At 69.2% G+C, this 15,934-nt stretch carries 13 protein-coding genes and 1 pseudogene; 5 read left to right on the top strand and 9 right to left on the bottom strand.

Going from position 1 to position 15,934, the window contains the following annotated elements; translation table 11 throughout:
* Window positions 1-13 precede the first annotated feature (13 nt).
* The 6 genes from AB0M59_RS44930 to AB0M59_RS44905 all read right to left on the bottom strand — a co-directional run bounded on the left by AB0M59_RS44930 (window position 14) and on the right by AB0M59_RS44905 (window position 7,401).
* Entirely contained in the window at window positions 14-1,399 is a 1,386-nt protein-coding gene (locus AB0M59_RS44930; RefSeq protein WP_364627965.1) for a cytochrome P450, read from the bottom strand.
* On the bottom strand, window positions 1,396-2,406 hold the full coding sequence (locus tag AB0M59_RS44925; RefSeq protein ID WP_364627964.1) for an enediyne biosynthesis protein: 1,011 nt from the start codon (window positions 2,404-2,406) through the stop codon (window positions 1,396-1,398). Before AB0M59_RS44925 ends, AB0M59_RS44930 begins: the two co-directional genes overlap by 4 nt.
* 4 nt (window positions 2,407-2,410) lie before the next feature.
* Window positions 2,411-4,384 carry a CRTAC1 family protein gene (locus AB0M59_RS44920; RefSeq protein WP_364627962.1) on the bottom strand — a complete coding sequence of 658 codons (1,974 nt, stop codon included), beginning with the start codon at window positions 4,382-4,384 and terminating at the stop codon, window positions 2,411-2,413.
* Window positions 4,381-5,361, bottom strand: a complete 981-nt coding sequence (locus AB0M59_RS44915) for a DUF1702 family protein (protein ID WP_364627961.1) — start codon at window positions 5,359-5,361, stop codon at window positions 4,381-4,383. Before AB0M59_RS44915 ends, AB0M59_RS44920 begins: the two co-directional genes overlap by 4 nt.
* A gap of 96 nt (window positions 5,362-5,457) precedes the next feature.
* A complete protein-coding gene (locus tag AB0M59_RS44910; protein WP_364627960.1) occupies window positions 5,458-6,453 on the bottom strand; it encodes a DUF1702 family protein in 996 nt (331 codons plus the stop codon).
* A gap of 30 nt (window positions 6,454-6,483) precedes the next feature.
* Window positions 6,484-7,401: an AraC family transcriptional regulator gene (locus AB0M59_RS44905; protein WP_364627958.1), complete on the bottom strand. Its 918-nt coding sequence runs from the start codon at window positions 7,399-7,401 to the stop codon at window positions 6,484-6,486.
* 588 nt (window positions 7,402-7,989) lie between these two features.
* Between AB0M59_RS44905 and AB0M59_RS44900 the strand changes: the two genes are divergently transcribed.
* The gene (locus AB0M59_RS44900; RefSeq protein ID WP_364627957.1) at window positions 7,990-8,736 is read left to right on the top strand and encodes an AfsR/SARP family transcriptional regulator; all 747 of its coding nucleotides are present in this window, start codon (window positions 7,990-7,992) and stop codon (window positions 8,734-8,736) included.
* Window positions 8,737-8,785: 49 nt separating this feature from the next.
* Window positions 8,786-9,481: a helix-turn-helix domain-containing protein gene (locus tag AB0M59_RS44895; protein WP_364627955.1), complete on the top strand. Its 696-nt coding sequence runs from the start codon at window positions 8,786-8,788 to the stop codon at window positions 9,479-9,481.
* A gap of 48 nt (window positions 9,482-9,529) precedes the next feature.
* On the opposite strand, the pseudogene AB0M59_RS44890 reads toward AB0M59_RS44895, so the two are convergent.
* Window positions 9,530-10,760, bottom strand: a pseudogene (locus tag AB0M59_RS44890) (DUF6596 domain-containing protein).
* A 5-nt stretch (window positions 10,761-10,765) separates the two neighbouring features.
* Window positions 10,766-11,155, bottom strand: coding sequence for a YciI family protein (locus tag AB0M59_RS44885; RefSeq protein WP_364627953.1), 390 nt, complete (start codon window positions 11,153-11,155; stop codon window positions 10,766-10,768).
* A 138-nt stretch (window positions 11,156-11,293) separates the two neighbouring features.
* Between AB0M59_RS44885 and AB0M59_RS44880 the strand changes: the two genes are divergently transcribed.
* Window positions 11,294-11,995 (top strand): maleylpyruvate isomerase family mycothiol-dependent enzyme, encoded by a 702-nt coding sequence (locus tag AB0M59_RS44880; RefSeq protein ID WP_364627952.1) that lies wholly within the window; start codon window positions 11,294-11,296, stop codon window positions 11,993-11,995.
* Window positions 11,996-11,998: 3 nt separating this feature from the next.
* Here the strand turns inward: AB0M59_RS44880 and AB0M59_RS44875 are convergent, their stop codons facing one another.
* Window positions 11,999-12,619: an L-threonylcarbamoyladenylate synthase gene (locus tag AB0M59_RS44875; RefSeq protein ID WP_364627950.1), complete on the bottom strand. Its 621-nt coding sequence runs from the start codon at window positions 12,617-12,619 to the stop codon at window positions 11,999-12,001.
* Between the two features lie 144 nt (window positions 12,620-12,763).
* Between AB0M59_RS44875 and AB0M59_RS44870 the strand changes: the two genes are divergently transcribed.
* Together AB0M59_RS44870 and AB0M59_RS44865 are read left to right on the top strand one after the other, a co-directional pair.
* Window positions 12,764-13,276 (top strand): DUF899 family protein, encoded by a 513-nt coding sequence (locus tag AB0M59_RS44870; RefSeq protein WP_364627948.1) that lies wholly within the window; start codon window positions 12,764-12,766, stop codon window positions 13,274-13,276.
* Between the two features lie 184 nt (window positions 13,277-13,460).
* A complete protein-coding gene (locus tag AB0M59_RS44865) occupies window positions 13,461-15,827 on the top strand; it encodes a histidine kinase (protein ID WP_364627946.1) in 2,367 nt (788 codons plus the stop codon).
* Window positions 15,828-15,934: the final 107 nt, after the last annotated feature.

The raw sequence follows: 15,934 nt of genomic DNA, 5'->3' as shown, positions 1-15,934 counted from the left end.
TCCACAGTAGACGTCAAGCTGCGTCGGCACTCCGTTGCCGCTCCCGGCGGTGCACGGTCATCGGCAGCCCGCCGCGCACCCGCAGCGAGAGCATCGCCTCGGGGTCGACGACCTTGCCCGGCACCTTGCGCAGTTCCAGGTCCCGCGCGGCCATCGCCAGCACGAACACCGCCTCCATCACGCCGAGGCTGTTGCCGATGCAGAACCTCGGCCCGGCCCCGAACGGGATGTAGGCGTACCGCGGCGGCCGCCCGGCCGGGTTGGCCGCGTCGAACCGGCCCGGGTCGAAGCGCTCCGGGTCGGCCCAGAACTCCGGGTGCCGGTGCAGCGTGTAGGGCACGACGACGACGTCGGACCCGGCCGGCACGTGGTACCCGCCGATCTCGTCGTCGGCCTGGGCGATCCGCGGCAGCAGCCACACCGGCGGGTACAGCCGCATGACCTCTTCGACCACCGAAACGGTGTAGGTCAGCCGCCGCAGGTCCTCGTGCTCGGGCAGCCGGTCACCCAGCACCTCGACGGCCTCGGCGTGCAGCCGCTCGGCGACCTCGGGGTGCTCGTCGATCAGGTGGAACGCCCAGCCGAGCGTGCTCGCCGTGGTCTCGTGCCCGGCCAGCAGCAGGGTGATCAGCTCGTCGCGCATCCGCTCGCGCGACGCGCCCTCCCCGGACCCGGACGCGATCAGCCGGGACAGCACGTCCTCGCCGTTCTCGACCGGGTTCGCCAGCCGCTGCTCGACGAGCTCGTCGGCGATCCGGCGCAGGTCCTCGCGCGCGGTCCGGAACTCCAGCTGCTTCTTCAACGGCACCCACTGCGGAACCATGCTCAGCGTGACCGCCTCGAACATGGCCTGGTCCTGCACGGCCTCGAACGAGTGGCCCAGCGTCTCGTAGCCGCCCAGCTCGGTGTCCAGCAGCGTCTTGCCGAGCACGCCGAGCGTCAGGCCGGTCATCTCGTGCAGGATCTCGACCGGCCCGTCGTGCTCGGCCAGCCGCTTGATCAGACCGTCCACTTCGGACGCCACGACCGCGGCCTGCCGCGAGATCCGCTTGGGCTGGAACACCGGCTGGATGGTCCGCCGCTGCTTGCGCCACGTCTCGCCGTCGCTGGTGAGCAGGCCGTCGCCGAGGGCCCGGCGGGCCTCCTGCAGGCCGATGCCCTTGTGGTAGTTCGCGGCGTTGTCCGCGAGGACGTGCTTGGCCAGGTCGGGGTGGTTCACCAGGTACATCGCCTTGGGGCCGATGGCGATGCGGACGACGTCGCCGTAGGTGTCGGCGCTGTCGCCCATGAGCGCGAGCCGGTCGGTGAAGAGCTGCTTCAGCAACCGGAACGTAGCTCGGCGCGGCGGCCCGGGCGGCGCGGTGCGCGCCGCCCGGGCATCGTCCGTGGGAACCGTCATGCCGCGATGGCTCCCGGCTTTTCGCCGTCACCGGCGGATTCGGCCGCCGGCGCGAGCTCGAGCTTCGCCTTCTGCGCGGCCTGGTCGGCCTCGAACTTGATCCGCGCCTTGTTCGAGAAGTGCAGGCCCCACAGGAAGGCCCCGCGGATCAGGCACACGGTCGCGGTGGCCAGGAACAGCCCGTACGAGACGTGCACGGCGGTGAAGAAGCCGTACGCGAGCGCCACGCCCGCCCCGAAGGCGAACTGCGAACCCTTCTTCGACGGCGACGTGCCCGGGTCGGTGACCATGTAGTTCGTGTAGAGCACGAACGCGATCCCGGTGCCCATCGCCAGCGCGCCGGGGATCGACGTGCCGAAGAGCCAGCCGCGGACGAAGGCCTGGATCACGAAGAAACTCAGCCAGCCCGCGATCAGGAACATCCGGTTGGTCAGCAGCGCGTTGAGCACGGTGCCCGAGATCAGGATGATCGCGACGATCAGCCAGCCGCCCCAGGTCGCGATCTGCTCGCTGAAGTGGTACGGCGGGGCGATGCTGGCCCACGGGAAGAACAGCAGGATGATCGTGATGCCGAAGTTGGACGGGTTCATGTAGTGCCGCATGCGGCCGTACACCGGCGCCTGCAGGATCCACTTCGCGCCGACCGCGACGACGACGCCGAAGATCATCACGAGGATCCGGTCGTTGACGTAGGTCAGCATGTTCAGCGCGAGCCCGGTGATGTGCGCCGGCAGCAGGAACTCCATGAGTCCCTTGAACCCGTTGCCCTTGAACCGGACGCCGCGCCGGGTCACCTTGGCGTTGATGATCTCGAGCAGGATCTCGGTGGTGTACGCGGTCGCCAGCGCGACGAACGGGTACAGCCAAGGCTGCTCGAAGCCGAGGATCGTGTAGCCGAGGATGTTGAAGATCGTGATCGACATCGCGAACCGCTTCAACGCGGTCACGACCTTGTTCGTCCGTTTCGGTGGCGCCGTGTCCACCGTGGTCAGAGTCGGGGTGGTCATGCCGTCACATCTCTTCCATCGCCGTGGTGCCGAGCTGGTACATGTGGCAGCCGGGTTCGAGCTTCAGGTCCTGCGTCCGCAGCTGCCCGGTCCGGTCCCGCCACTGCAGGTGCACGTCGAGCGGGCCGCTGACGTCGTGCCCGAGGCCGATCTGGACGTCGAAGCTGCGCCGGCCGGCCTCCCCGCTGCTGCCGTCGACCCGGCCGAGGTACTTCTTGCCGTCCGAGGTCGTCACGGTGACCTGGGCGCCGATCGCGGGCACGCCGGCCGCGGGCAGCGGGCCGGGCGCCACCGGGGCGTCGGTGGTCAGCTTCAGCTGCAGGTACTTGCCGGGGTTCGGGCTGTCGTTGTGGTAGAAGATCGGCTGCTCCCACTGGCGCGCCACCGCGAACTCGGGCAGGCCGTCCCCGTCGGTGTCGCCGACGGCGATACCGCGGGTCGGGGTCGGCACGGCCAGGCCCAGCTGCGGGCCGAGGTCGGTGTAGCGGCCGTCCGGGCTCTTCACGAAGAAGTGGAACGTCTGGTCGCCACCGATGTCGTCACCGGCGCGGGCGTTCGGCCACCAGAACGGGTTGGACAGCAGGCCGTCGTTGGCCGTGGCCAGCTCCTGCAGGTTCGGCCAGCGGTTGACCTGGCCCTTGACGAACCCGGTCGCCTGCGCGATCTGGTTTTCCCCGCTGTTGTTGAAGTCCTGGATCTTGACGTCCCAGCCCCAGCCGGACCAGGCCGTGCCGTCCGAGCCGCTCTCGTCCTCGAACGGCGCGACGCCGTCGTTCAGCTGCTTGCGCAGGTCTTGGGCGTTCTTAGCGGTGTTCATGAACTGGAAGTTCGACTCTTCGATGCCCCACGACGTCGTGATGTTGCTGACGAACAGGTCGTAGAGGCCGTCGTGGTTCAGATCGCCGAAGTCGACGCCCATGCCCTTGAACGAGTCGTGGCCCAGCACCTTCGACTTCGGGTCCGTGATGCCGCGGACCCCGGTGACCTCGCCGAACTCGATGTGCCCCGGCGTGGATTTGTTGTACAGGAAGTGGTCGTGCCCGAAGTCGTTGGCGATGTAGAGCTCCGGCAGGCTGTCCCCGTCGACGTCGGTCGCGCTGGAGGCCAGCGTCCAGCCGAGGCGCGCGCTCTCCGGGATGCCCTGGGAGGCGTCGACGAACCGCGCCGTCGGGTTCGCGCCGGCCGTGGCGCCGGTCCAGCGGTAGATGTACTTGGCGCCGGAGTTCGTCGCGTGCGACATCGACTGGTTCAGCGTGATGCCGCCGTCGGCGTTCGGGTCGAGGACCTTGCTGTCCGGGAAGTAGTTGCCGACGAAGATGTCGATGTGCCCGTCGCCGTCGAAGTCGCCGATGGTGACGGAGTCGGTGTTCCACAGCGGGCCGTTGTACTTGCCGTCCGCGCCGCGGTGGTTGCCCGGCACCAGCTCGGTCGGCTGGAAGGCCGAGGCGTCGAACTTGGTGGCGGTCGCCTTCTGCAGGAACAGGACCGGGGTCCGGCCCCAGTAGTAGGCGAGGATGTCGGTCCGGCCGTCTTCGTTGTAGTCACCGGGGACACAGCCCATCGGCGCCATGTAGTCCCAGGTCGGCAGCGCCGTCGCCGGGTCGAGCGCGAAGGGCGCGTAACGCGGGCCCGAGTCCGGCGCCGGCGTGATGACGACCTGGTCGCTGCGCGGGTCGACCAGGCAGAGGTCGTTGGCCTTGCCGCTGCCGCTGATGTCGTTGAGCGCGATCGCGGCGCCGACCGAGGAGATCCAGGCCGAGATGTGCTCGTACTCCTTGTTCACCGTCCGGATCGACTGCGACTTCGTGGCCGCGGGCAGCGCGATCGTCATCGGGGTGAAGTGGAACTGGCTCGCCATCGAGTCCTGTTCGGCGGCCGAGACGCGGGGCAGCTGCGCGACCGTGAAGAGGCCGAGGATCAGCACCAGCGCCACGATGCCCGCCAGCTGCTTGCGCAGCCAGCCGAAGGTCGCGGTCATTTCTTCCCTCCGTGGGTGAGCACTTCTTCGGCGATCCGCTGCCGCCAGGTTTCGAACGCCGGGACGTCGTCGCCGTCGACGACGACGGCCGGGCGGACCTCCTGGGTGATGGCCGCCACGCGCTCGGCCGGGAGCCCGCAGATCGCCTGGGCCGCCATCTCGGTCTCCGGGATCAGCAGGCCCGAGCGCACCCGGCACTCGGCGGCGAAGGCGCTCCCCTGCGCCAGCTGGCCGTGGTGGATCCCGGCCCGGTCGACCAGTTCCGCGAGTTCGTCGGCCGTGACGCCGCACGCGTAGGTCGAGGCGAGCCCGACCCCGGCGTACAGGTCACCGTGCCGGGACTCCGGGAACTCCTCGATCGTCTTGGTCACCAGGGAGACGTCCGTGCCGCAGATGAACCACAGCGCCCGGCCGATGCCCTGGTCGATGGCCCGCAGCGCGTAGCCGTCGTAGCGCCGGTCCGGCCAGGAGAACTTCGGGTCCTGGTACTGCTCGCCGATGTACTTGGCCGTCTTGAAGTACGCCTGGTGGAAGCCGTAGCCGTCGAGCACCAGCCAGCGCAGCAGCGGGTCGAAGGCTTCGGCCTTCGGCCAGGCGAACCGCGGGATCCGCGCCATCGCCCAGCCGACCCCGACGTAGATGATGTAGTCGTGCTTCTCGCCGGGGCCCGCCAGGAACTCGGCGATGTTCGAGCTCTTGCCGAAGGGGAGCCCGTCGAGCACCCCGTAGCCCATTCCCGCGCCTTCGTAGGCGAATCCGCGGAACCTCGGCTCGATCTCCTCGAGCCATTCTTCGGCTTGCTCGACCGAACGCGCTTCGACGGCGTGCGCGTAGCCGAGGAGGAACTTTTCACCCACCGTCTCGAGTAATTCTTGAGCGGCCGGGCTCTTGCGGTGAAAACCCCGCTTGACCAGCGACGTCTCCGAGACGTCCGGAGTCAGGATACGACGCCTGAGCGTACGCCAACCATTGCCCAACGCACTCTCCCCCTCAAGGGTAGAAAATGATCGATTGTCGTACAAAGTTCACATAATGCGAGGTCATGGGTCTACTCCACGGTTGCGAGCGCCGCGTCAGCCGGCGCGCCGCAGCGGTTGGGCATCGAACTCGGCGCGGATCCGCGCACGCCAGAGTTCATACGGCGGCACCGGACCTTCGTCGTCGAAAGGCACTTCCGTGCGGTCGGCGAGCGCCTCCGCGGCGTCGGGGGTGAGATCCGCGAGAACCCCCGCGGCGAGCCTGCTGTGGTCCGGCACATATCCCGAGTACGTCCGGGCCTTGATCGCGAAGACCACGCCGAGAGCGAGTTCGGCGTGGTACGCACCGGCCAAGCGGACCAGGATCTCCAGCCCGGCGCGATCGGTACCACCGGCAAAAGTGGCTGCCAGCCCCACACCGCTCCAGAGATCGGGGCGACGGCTCTCGGCGAAAGCGCCCACCGCGGCGGCGACGGCCTCGGGGACACCGCCGTGGATGAACCACAGCGCCCGGCCGACTCCTTGGTCGAAGGCACGCGGGAAGTAGTCCGGCCGGTCGGCCCAGGGGTAGGGTGCTGGCTCGGCCTGCTCGTCGACCCACCGGCGGGTGTCGAAGTAGGCCCGGTCGAAGCCGTAGCCGTCCACCGCCAGCCAGCTCATGATGGGGTGGTGGTGGACACCGTCCAGTTCCGGCAGGATGTTCTTCCACAGTGGACGCGGCAGCCGCGCCATCGCGAACCCGATCCCGATGTAGGTGAGGAAGATGTGCGGCTCCCCTGGTCCTTCGAGCAGCGCCCTCGTGCGGTCACGACCACCGCCCGGCATCGCGTCGAGGATCGTGTACCCCATGGTGGCGCCTTCGTAGGCGAACCCGCGCTGCTCGGGCTCGACGAGCGCGAGGCGCCGTTCGAGCTCCCAAAGGGATGCGCCCTCGATCGCCCACTCGAACCCGCATACGACGGCTTGCGGAACCGCCTCCAGTCGCGCCGTCGCGGCGGTGGGGGTGACGGGGAAACCCCGCTCTCCGAATCCCACGGATGCCAGGGAGGGTGCCAGCATCCGTTTGCGCAACAGGCCGAAGAAAGTCGGCATCGTTCACTCCTCGTCGTCGTAGGTGCCGGCTCAGGCCACTGCGCGTAGGTGCGTCCGCCGCGCGGCGGCCACCTGCTGATTGCCGGGTGTCCGGCGGGAGGCCAGGGTGACCGCGATCGGCGGGTCGGTCAGCGCGGGCGGGCGCATGCGGAGCGCGACCACGGACGGCTCGAACGGCGTGACGCTCACCGGCGCCGAGCCGATGGTGAAAGCCGGTCCGTCCGGTACCTGCGGGCCCACACCGTGGTCGGCCACCGCGAGCACCGTCCAGGTTCCTTCGGGTACCCCGTTGATCGTCAGCAGCGTGGATCCGGCGCCGGCCAGGCCCCCGAAGGCCACCGGACCGCTCTGGGGGAGCGAGTCGGCGAACAAGCCGACGAGCACATTGGCCGGTGCCGCCGTGCTCGGAAGCCCGAGCCGCACGGTGACCCGCTCGTTGCCGCCCTGCAGGGACGCGCAGGTCCTGCCCGCATCCCGCAATGAGCTCAGCGTCGGCATCCGCTGGTAGTACGTCGAATGCGCCACGAGGAGCTCGCCCACCTCCGGGTCGCGGTACTCGGTCGGGGTCATCCCGACCGAGCGGGCGAACCGGCTGGTGAACGTGCCGACGCTGCTGTAGCCAACGCTGCAGACGATGTCCGACACAGTCAGCGAAGTGGTCAGCAGCAACCGCTTGGCCTCGAAGAGCCGCACCGCGGTGAGGAACCGCCCCGGGGTGACGCCCGTCGCCTTGGCGAAAATCCGTGAGAAGTGGAACGGGCTCACGAACACTTCGGACGCCAGAGCCGAGAGGGTGATCGGTTCGAAGTAGCGCTCCAGCATCATTTCGATGGCGCGCAGGACAGAGGGCGGGGTGGGTTGTTCCGGCACCTGAACCTGCTTGTACAGCTCCTCACCAGCCGACGGGTCCTCGTCGGCGCCCCCGGACGCTACCGATCGCAAGATCATCAGACCAACCTCGAATTCCCTACCGGCGTCAAGTTCCCGTTCGCCAGGTAAGACGGCGTTCCTTGCGGGCCGGTGGACCTCCGATCGAAGGCCGGACGAGCACAGCGCAGGATCGGAACGGCCCCGGTGCGGACGTCCCGTCCCCGGTGTGCCGAACACATACCCGTGACGTGCGTGGTGCACCGGCACCGGTTGGCAGAAACGCCGATCCGATAAGCGACTGCGCCGCCGTTCCCCCGTTTACCGCACGCGAAGGCCCCGGGGACCTGGGTTTTGCCCGGCCCGGCCACAGCGCGATGGGTGGACAGCGCCCGCTGCGAACGTGCCGGATGCACGGTCCGCCGGGGAAAACACATCTTGACTCTGGTGGACGCCTCACTGGCTGGGGTGTCGCGGCTCTGTCACATTCGACTGTGGACAGCCCGCGGCCGGTCAGCCCGGCCCGGCGAGGCTTCACTGGGGAGCTCGAGACATCGCAGCAGGACACTGGAGGCGCGCGGCATGTACTCCGACAAGAGGCTATCGGACGGACCGGTCGACGTTTCTCAGCACTCCGCCGATTCGCCCGAAAGTGCGGTCCGGTTCACAGTGCTCGGCACACTCGGCGTACTGCGAGGAGAAGTCGACTGCACCCCCACCGCACCGAAGCTCCTGCAGCTGCTCGCCTTGCTGGTGATGCGACCCGCCAAGCTGGTCCAGGTCGACTCGATCACCCACGAGCTGTGGCCGAGCGAGCCGCCGCGCACCGTGAAGACCACGCTGCACACGTATGTGTACCACCTGCGCCGCTGCTTCGAGCAGAACAGCCTCACCGACGGCGACGACTCGCTGCTGATCACCAAGGCACCCGGGTACATCCTTCGTATCGAGCCCAGCCAGGTCGACGTCCACCGGTTCCACCGGCTCCAGCAGGAAGCGCATGACCTGCTGCGCCAGGACCAGCACGAAGCGGCGGCCGCGCGGCTCCGCGCGGCACTGAACCTGTGGAGCGGATCGCCGCTCGCCAATGTCCACTGTGGACCGATTTTGGCTGCTTACGCGATGGAGCTGCAGGAACAGCGACGCAACGCGCTGCACATGCTGATGGAGGCCGAGATCACCAGCGGGAACCACCGCGAGCTGATCGGGGAGCTGCGCTCGCTGACCACCGACAATCCGCTTGACGAAACGCTGCACGGGCAGCTGATGCGGGCACTGGGCCGCAGCGGCCGCCGGTCCGACGCGATGGCCGTCTACCGCAATCTCCGGAGGCGGCTCAGCAACGAGCTCGGCGTCGAGCCTTGCGATGAGCTGCAGCTGTTGCACCACGACCTCATCTCCGAAGGCGACCACTGACGCACCACACCACCACCGCCCCACCCGCACGAAACGAAGCGAGGATCGGATGACCGCACGCACCCGCACCTACGGACAGTACTGCGGACTGGCCCGGGCCATGGAGCTCGTCGGTGAACGCTGGGCCCTGCTCATCGTGCGCGACCTGGTCCTCGGCCCGAAGCGCTACGACGAGCTCCAAGCCGGCCTTCCCAAGATTCCGCCGAGCATCCTTTCGGCGCGGCTCAACGAAATGGAAGAGTCCGGGGTGATCCGTCGCCGCGTCCGCGCGGACCTCGACGCGGGCCTCGTCTACGAGCTCACCCAGTACGGCAGCGAGCTCGACCAGATCCTCCTGAACCTCGGCCTCTGGGGTGCGCGTTCGCTCAGCCGTCCCGGTCCGGACGACGTCTTCACCCTGGACGCGGCGATCCTGTCCCTGTTCACGACGTTCCAGAGCGACGCCGCGGCCGGTGTCCAGATCACCTTCGAGATTCAGTACCACAACACGATGACCCTGCACGCGATGGTCGACGACGGATCGCTCAAGGTCTCGGAAGGCCGGTACCACGAAGCCGACCTGGTCATCCGCGCGGCGCACGGCGCGGCTTTACTCGACGTCATCGGGGGCCAGTTCACCCCGGCGGAGGCGCTGGCCTCCGGCTCGCTCTCCGTCGAAGGCGACCTGGCCGACTTGGACGTCTTCACCCGCCTCTTCCGGCTGACCGCGGCACCGGAACCCCAGGGGGGCGTCGTCCTCCGCTGACGACGGCCGCACCGCGAAGCCGGAGGGACCCGATCCCTCCGGCTTCGCTCATGCCAAGCGGTCGGCGCGTTCCCGGAGGTAACGCTGTTCGGGTTCGCTCGCCGTCCGCCGCGCCGCCCTGCGGTAGTGTTCGCGGGCCGCCTGCCGGTCGCCGACCTGCTCGAGCAGGTGCGCGCGCGCCGCGTCGAGCCGGTGGTTTTCCTTCATCCGGCTGTCGTCCGCGATGGACTCCAGCAGTTCCAGGCCCCGGGCCGGGCCGTCGACCATCGCCACCGCGATCGCCTGATTCAACGTGACGACCGGGCTAGGGGTGAGCTCCTGCAGCACCTCGTACAGCTGCGCGATCTGCACCCAGTCCGTGGTTTCGGCGCTCGACGCTTCGTCATGCAAGGCCGCGATCGCCGCCTGGACCTGATACGCGCCGACCGGTCCACGCCCCAGCGTCCGGCCGATCAGATCGGTGCCCTCCGCGATCATCGTGCGATCCCAGCGATCGCGGTCCTGTTCGGCCAGCGGCACCAGCGTCCCGCCGGCACCGGTGCGGGCGGAGCGGCGAGCGTCGGTGAGCAGCATGAGCGCGAGCAGGCCGGCCACTTCGCCGTCGTCCGGCAGCCCGGCGCGCACTGCCCTGGTCAACCGGACCGCCTCGTGCGCCAGTTCGGGTACCTGCAGATCGGTACCCGACGTCGCGGTGTAGCCCTCGTTGAAGATCAGGTACAGCACCTGGAGCACGACCCGCAACCGCTCGCCGTACTCCGCCGCGGCGAGCTCGTCGAACGTCGAACCCGCCGCGGCGATGCTCTCCTTCGCGCGGGTGATGCGGGGTCATCGTCGCTTCCGGCACGAGGAACGCCTTCGCGATCTGGGCGGTCGTGAGGCCCCCCACCGCGCGCAGCGTCAGCGCCACCTGCGACGGCGGGGAAACCGCGGGGTGACAGCACAGGAACAAAAGCGTCAGCGTGTCGTCACGACCGGACGTCGGGATCTCGCCCAGGGGGGCCACCACCGACGCGTCGGACGGCCCTCGCACGGCGACCGACTCTTCCCGGCGGCGGCGCGCGCTCTCACTGCGCCAGTGGTCGGTGAGCCGGCGGGCCGCGACCGCGACGAGCCAACTGAGCGGATGGTCCGGGACGCCGTCCGCGCGCCACTGCTGCGTCGCGGCGATCAGCGCCTCTTGCACCGCGTCTTCGCAGGCGTCGAACTGCCCGTACCGGCGCACCAGGACGCCGAGCACCCGCGGCACGAGCGGCCGGAGCAGCTCGCCGATATCCGCCAGTCCGGTCACCCGCCGCTGTACTCGGACTCGGACTCCGCGTCGGCGAAGAACACCACCGGCCGGACCTCGATGCCGAGCCCTTCGATCTTGGCGTCGGGGATCATCGCGGCCACCTCGCGTGCACGCTCCGGGCCGGCGCACTCGACGAGGTAGTAGCCGGCGAGGAACTCCTTCGACTCGACGAAGGGTCCGTCGGTGATCGCAGGCACGCCGTCCTTGACCCGCACCACCGCGCTGTCGGCGGGCGCACCGAGGGCCTGCGTGCTGATCATCTCGCCGGACTCGCGGATGCGGCGGATGAACTCGCCGTGGCCGGTCATCACGTCGTCCTTCTCCTGGTCCGACAACCCGTCCCACACGTCCGGGTTCATGTACATCGCCAGCAGGTACTTCATTCCGGCCTCCCTGCGTCAGGCACCGCTAGTGCCGAACATAGCCGATCCGGCACCGCACGCCACGAGTGGCCACGGACCGTGTCACCGGAGCAGCATCGACGCCTCAGCCCCGATCACGGTCCGGAAGGACGCTCCCCCATGCAAGACGTGCACACCGATCTGGTGTCCGAAGCGGACATCCTCGCGGACCTGATCCGCGACCACGAAGCAACGGTGATGCTGCCCGTCGGCCGCACGGTCACCGGGTACCTGGCCGAACTGACCGTCGTCGCGCGGCGGGTCGTGCTGAGCGTCGAGGGGGAGGAAAGCGCGGCCGCACCCAGCATCACGAACTCCGGGACGCTGGGCGACGCCGTGCTCGGGTGGTTGTCGGAGCACCGGAAGGCCACCGAACTGCTGGCCGCCGCGTCCGGGGAGATCCCGTGGCCCGGCGGACCGGCGCGGCCGTCGGTGGTCGCGGCCGCGCTGCTGACGGCGCTGTTCGCTCGGAGCCAGGACATCGCCGACGCGCTGGGCGTCCGGCTCGCCCGCAACGACAGCGTGGGGCACGTGGCCTACTACGGCGTCCGCACACGCGACGATGTGTACGCAGGGCACGGCGAGCCGCCTGCCGAGCCGTTCCGGTTCGAGTTCACCGCACCGTCTGGCGACCAGTGGACCTTCGGCCCGGAAGACACCACTGACCGGATCACCGGCCCAGCCGAGGACTTCTGCCTGCTCTTCACCGGCCACCGTCCGCTCGCGAGCCTCGCGATCACCACCGATGGGCAGGCGGCCGCCCGCTGGGCGTCCCTGGCCCAGACCCGACGGGATCCACTCTGGACGTCCGAAGTGGACTGAGAGTCAGGCGAACCGGTCCGGATCCCCGGCTCCGCGCCGGAGGACTTCGGCCTCGCCCGAGGAGAAGTCGACCACCGTGGTCGGCTCGACTCCGCAGTCACCCGAGTCGACGACCGCGTCGAGGGCGTGGTCCAGCTCCTCCTTGATCTCCCAGCCCTGGGTGAGCGGCTCGGTCACGTCCGGCAGCAGCAGCGTGCTCGATACCAGTGGCTCGCCCAGCTCCGCCAGCAGCGCCTGGGTGACCACGTGGTCGGGGATGCGCACGCCCACGGTCTTCTTCTTTTCGTGCATCAACCGCCGAGGCACCTCTTTGGTGGCCGGCAGGATGAACGTGTAGCTGCCGGGCGTGGCCGCCTTTATGGCGCGGAACGCGGCGTTGTCCACGTGCACGAACTGTCCGAGCTGCGCGAAGTCCTGGCAGACCAGCGTGAAGTGATGCCGGCGGTCGAGCCGCCGGATCACCCGGATGCGGTCGAGACCCTCCGGGTTGTCCAGCCGGCAGCCCAGCGCGTAGCACGAGTCGGTCGGGTACGCGATCAGGCCGTCCTGCCGCACGAGGTCGGCGATCTGGCCGACGGCGCGCCGCTGGGGGTTCTCCGGATGGACGTCGAAGTATCTCGCCATGTCCGGAGCCTAGGCTCCGGACCTCCGGCGTGCGCGACCGCGCCTCCCACCTTGCTGTCCTCGCCGTCGAACGGGTGACCTCACGGGTCGCAGGCCGCAAGATACCCGGTGGACAGTGAACGGCGCTGTCACCCGGAGGCGATCATGACCGAATTGGTCTTGCCCGAGCTCACCGAACCCAGGCTGCTGCGGCCGCGGCCCGTGCCGCCGGCGGTGTACCGGTTCGCCGGGCCTGCCGGACCGGTGACGCTGACCGGGTTGTTCGACGGACATCGGCGGCTCGCGGTGCACCACACGATGCCCAACCGCAGCCGGCCCGGTGCCGTCCAGTCCACCGAGGATGTGGCCGCCGCCTTGCACGCTGCAGACACCAGGCTGGTGATCGTTTCCCAGGCCCCGTACCCGAAACTCGAGCAGTACGGCCGCCACTTCGGGTGGGGCCTGCCCGCCTACTCGGCCCAGGGCACGGGATTCGGCGCGGACTTCCCGGCGACCTGGTACCTCGAGGACGCCGGGCACCAGGAGCGCGACGAAGCGCCCGGGCTCAGTTTCTTCGCGTTGGACCGCAGCATTGTGCGGCACTTGGGATCGATCGTCGTGTCGCACCTGGACTTCCTCGACCTGGCCGGCGTCGCCGGCGACCGGCCCCTCGCCTGAGACCGGCTCCGCTCCGGGGAGAGCCCGATCCATCCGGCCGGATGGCGCTGCGGCACGGCCACTCTTCGGCATAACGACCAGCCGTCGACATGAGATAAGATTGGCCCGAAGCATGCAGACCGAGCTCAGCCCGGACCACTCGGCCGGACTTGTGCGTCGCCGACCTGCCGGAGGATCGCTGCCCATGTCCCCGGTGGCCGCGCTCGACCCTTCCGCCGGACGCTCCGCCGTGGCCGAGGCGCGCGGTACCAGCGGGGTGGACCGGCGTCCGAAGCTGGCGGCGTATCTGGCCGCGGTGATGATCACGGTGGTGGTCGCGAGCTTCGGGTTCCTCCTGCTCGCCAACCTGCTGCCCCTGCCGATCACGCCGGCGGAAGCCGGCTACGCGATCGTCGCGGTCGTCCTGCTGCTGGGGATCCAGCTGCTCCACTACAGCCGGCCCTCGGTGCCGCTCGACTCCACGGCCAGCAAGCTGCTGCTGATTCCCCTGGTCGTGCTGGGCTACGTCCCGGTTCTGACGTTCCACGCCCTCTGGGCAGCGATGCCGGTGTTCTTCGGCGGCGCTGTGCTCCTGGTGCTGCGTCCCCGGTTCGCCTGGCCGCTGTTCGTCCTCAACATCGGGGGCCTCCTTTGGGTCGAGCTGCACTACGACCCGTTCCTCCTGGCGGTCTACACGGTCGTCGGCGCGATCTTCTACAGCTTCGCGTTCGCGCTGCTCACCCGGCTCGCACGATCGATCAGAGAGCTGCACCGCGCCCGCACCGAGCTGGCCCAGCGGGCGGTCGCCGAGCAGCGACTCGCCTTCGCCAGGGACCTCCACGACCTGCTCGGCATCAGCCTCTCGGCCATCGCCCTCAAGGGCGAGCTGGTGCACCGCCTGCTGCGGAAGTCGCGCGAGCAGGCCCAGGCCGAGCTCGCCGAGATGACCGCCATCGCGCAGCGCACCCTGTCCGACGTCAGGGCCGTCTCGCACGGTTACCGCGAGCTGTCGCTGGAGAAGGAGTTCCGCACCGCGCAGTCGTTGCTCACCGCGTCTGACATCGCGGTGCAGATCCACCTCGACCAGGACGAGCTGCCGGTCCAGGCCCGCACGCTGCTGGCGAAGGTGCTGCGCGAGGGCGTCACCAACGTCCTTCGCCACAGCAAGGTGGAGCATTGCGAGATCGAGGTCCGCCGGAACCGCGGGCAGGTCAGCCTCGCCATCGTCAACGACGGTGTCGACCCCGACGACCTACCCGACGATTCCGACCTGCTCGCCCGGCTCCCGGCCGAGGTCGCGGCTTTGGGCGGCATGGTGACGACCGGGCTCGGGGACGACGGGCGGTTCCGCTTGCGCGTCGAGCTGCCGCTGCCGGAGCAGGTGGAACCGGTGGTCACGGCCGACGAGGAAGACGAGCGGACCTCCGCCGATTCCCGGCGGATCCGCGTGCTGCTGCCGATCAGCTTCGGGCTGATCGGGCTGGCGGCCGTGCTGCACGAGCTGCTCCTGACCACGAACCCCTGGCACATCGCGCTGGTCATCGGGTCGGTGGCCGCCCTGCTGACCCTTCAGTTCGCCTACTTCAACCGGCCGGGCACCCGGCTGCGCTCCGGGCAGAGCATCGCGATGCTGTTCGTCCAGGCTTGCTTGATCTACCTCCCCTTGCTGCCCCTGCAGCACGACTGGGTGAGCCTGCCGTCCCTGCTCATGGGCTGCGGCCTCCTGGTGCTGCCCCCCATCGCGGGATGGTTGCTGTTCGCCGCGAACACCGGCGTCTACCTGTGGCTGCAGTACATCGCCGGCCAGGCGGGTCAGGGCACCCTCTACGCGATCAAGTTCTCGACCGGAGCGGTGGTGAGCGGCCTGATCGTGTTCGGCATGCTGTGGCTGGTCCGGCTTGCGGCCGAGCTGGATCACAGCAGGCGGCGGCTCGCCGAAATGGCGGTCGCCGAAGAGCGGCTGCGGTTCGCCCGCGACCTGCATGACCTGCTGGGCATGAGCCTTTCGGCGATCGCGCTGAAGAGCGAGCTCACCTCGCGGGTCCTGCCCCTCGACCGCGATCGGGCGACCGAGGAGCTCATCGAGATACTCGGCCTGACCAGACAAGCCCTGTCCGACGTCCGGTCGGTGGCCAGCGGATACCGGGAGCTGTCCCTCGACAGCGAGTCGCGTTCGGCCCAGTCGGTGCTGACCGCGGCTGATGTCCGGGTCCGGATGGAGATGATCCAGGACGAGCTGCCCGCCACGGTGCGCACCGTGCTGGCCGTAGTGCTGCGCGAAGGTGTCACGAACGTGCTCCGGCACAGCAGGGTCGAGACCTGCGAGATCGCGATCCGCCGCGCGGACGACGGTGTCACACTGGAGATCGTCAATGACGGCGTCGAGCGTGACGGCGATTCGGCGGGGCGGCCCGCGAACCCCGCGGGCAACGGTTCCGGAAGGTCCGGCGGAGGTCCGTCCGGCAGCGGCATCGGCAACCTCTCGGACCGGGTTTCGGACCTCGGCGGCGAGCTCACCGCGGGCGTGGAGTCCGACGGCCGGTTCCGCCTGCGCGCTGTCGTCCCGGTGTGACAGGATCCTCTCCCAGGGCTTGCCCCCGGTTATTTTCGTAGTTCCCGATCAAGGAGCTGTGGTCACCAGGCCCGGCATGACTAACGCCCCCAGCGCTTCCATGATCC

Source organism: Amycolatopsis sp. NPDC051371, assembly GCF_040682155.1.
Lineage (GTDB): Bacteria > Actinomycetota > Actinomycetes > Mycobacteriales > Pseudonocardiaceae > Amycolatopsis.
Note: the sequence above shows the minus strand (reverse complement) of the source record. Positions and strands in the feature narration are given on the sequence as shown.

Excerpts from the sequence above, each read along its gene's own strand:
- AB0M59_RS44930 (WP_364627965.1), bottom strand. The coding sequence starts at position 1,399 with ATGACGGTTCCCACGGACGATGCCCGGGCGGCGCGCACCGCGCCGCCC.
- AB0M59_RS44925 (WP_364627964.1), bottom strand. The coding sequence starts at position 2,406 with ATGACCACCCCGACTCTGACCACGGTGGACACGGCGCCACCGAAACGG.
- AB0M59_RS44920 (WP_364627962.1), bottom strand. The coding sequence starts at position 4,384 with ATGACCGCGACCTTCGGCTGGCTGCGCAAGCAGCTGGCGGGCATCGTG.
- AB0M59_RS44910 (WP_364627960.1), bottom strand. The coding sequence starts at position 6,453 with ATGCCGACTTTCTTCGGCCTGTTGCGCAAACGGATGCTGGCACCCTCC.
- AB0M59_RS44905 (WP_364627958.1), bottom strand. The coding sequence starts at position 7,401 with ATGATCTTGCGATCGGTAGCGTCCGGGGGCGCCGACGAGGACCCGTCG.
- AB0M59_RS44895 (WP_364627955.1), top strand. The coding sequence starts at position 8,786 with ATGACCGCACGCACCCGCACCTACGGACAGTACTGCGGACTGGCCCGG.
- AB0M59_RS44885 (WP_364627953.1), bottom strand. The coding sequence starts at position 11,155 with ATGAAGTACCTGCTGGCGATGTACATGAACCCGGACGTGTGGGACGGG.
- AB0M59_RS44880 (WP_364627952.1), top strand. The coding sequence starts at position 11,294 with ATGCAAGACGTGCACACCGATCTGGTGTCCGAAGCGGACATCCTCGCG.
- AB0M59_RS44875 (WP_364627950.1), bottom strand. The coding sequence starts at position 12,619 with ATGGCGAGATACTTCGACGTCCATCCGGAGAACCCCCAGCGGCGCGCC.
- AB0M59_RS44870 (WP_364627948.1), top strand. The coding sequence starts at position 12,764 with ATGACCGAATTGGTCTTGCCCGAGCTCACCGAACCCAGGCTGCTGCGG.
- AB0M59_RS44865 (WP_364627946.1), top strand. The coding sequence starts at position 13,461 with ATGTCCCCGGTGGCCGCGCTCGACCCTTCCGCCGGACGCTCCGCCGTG.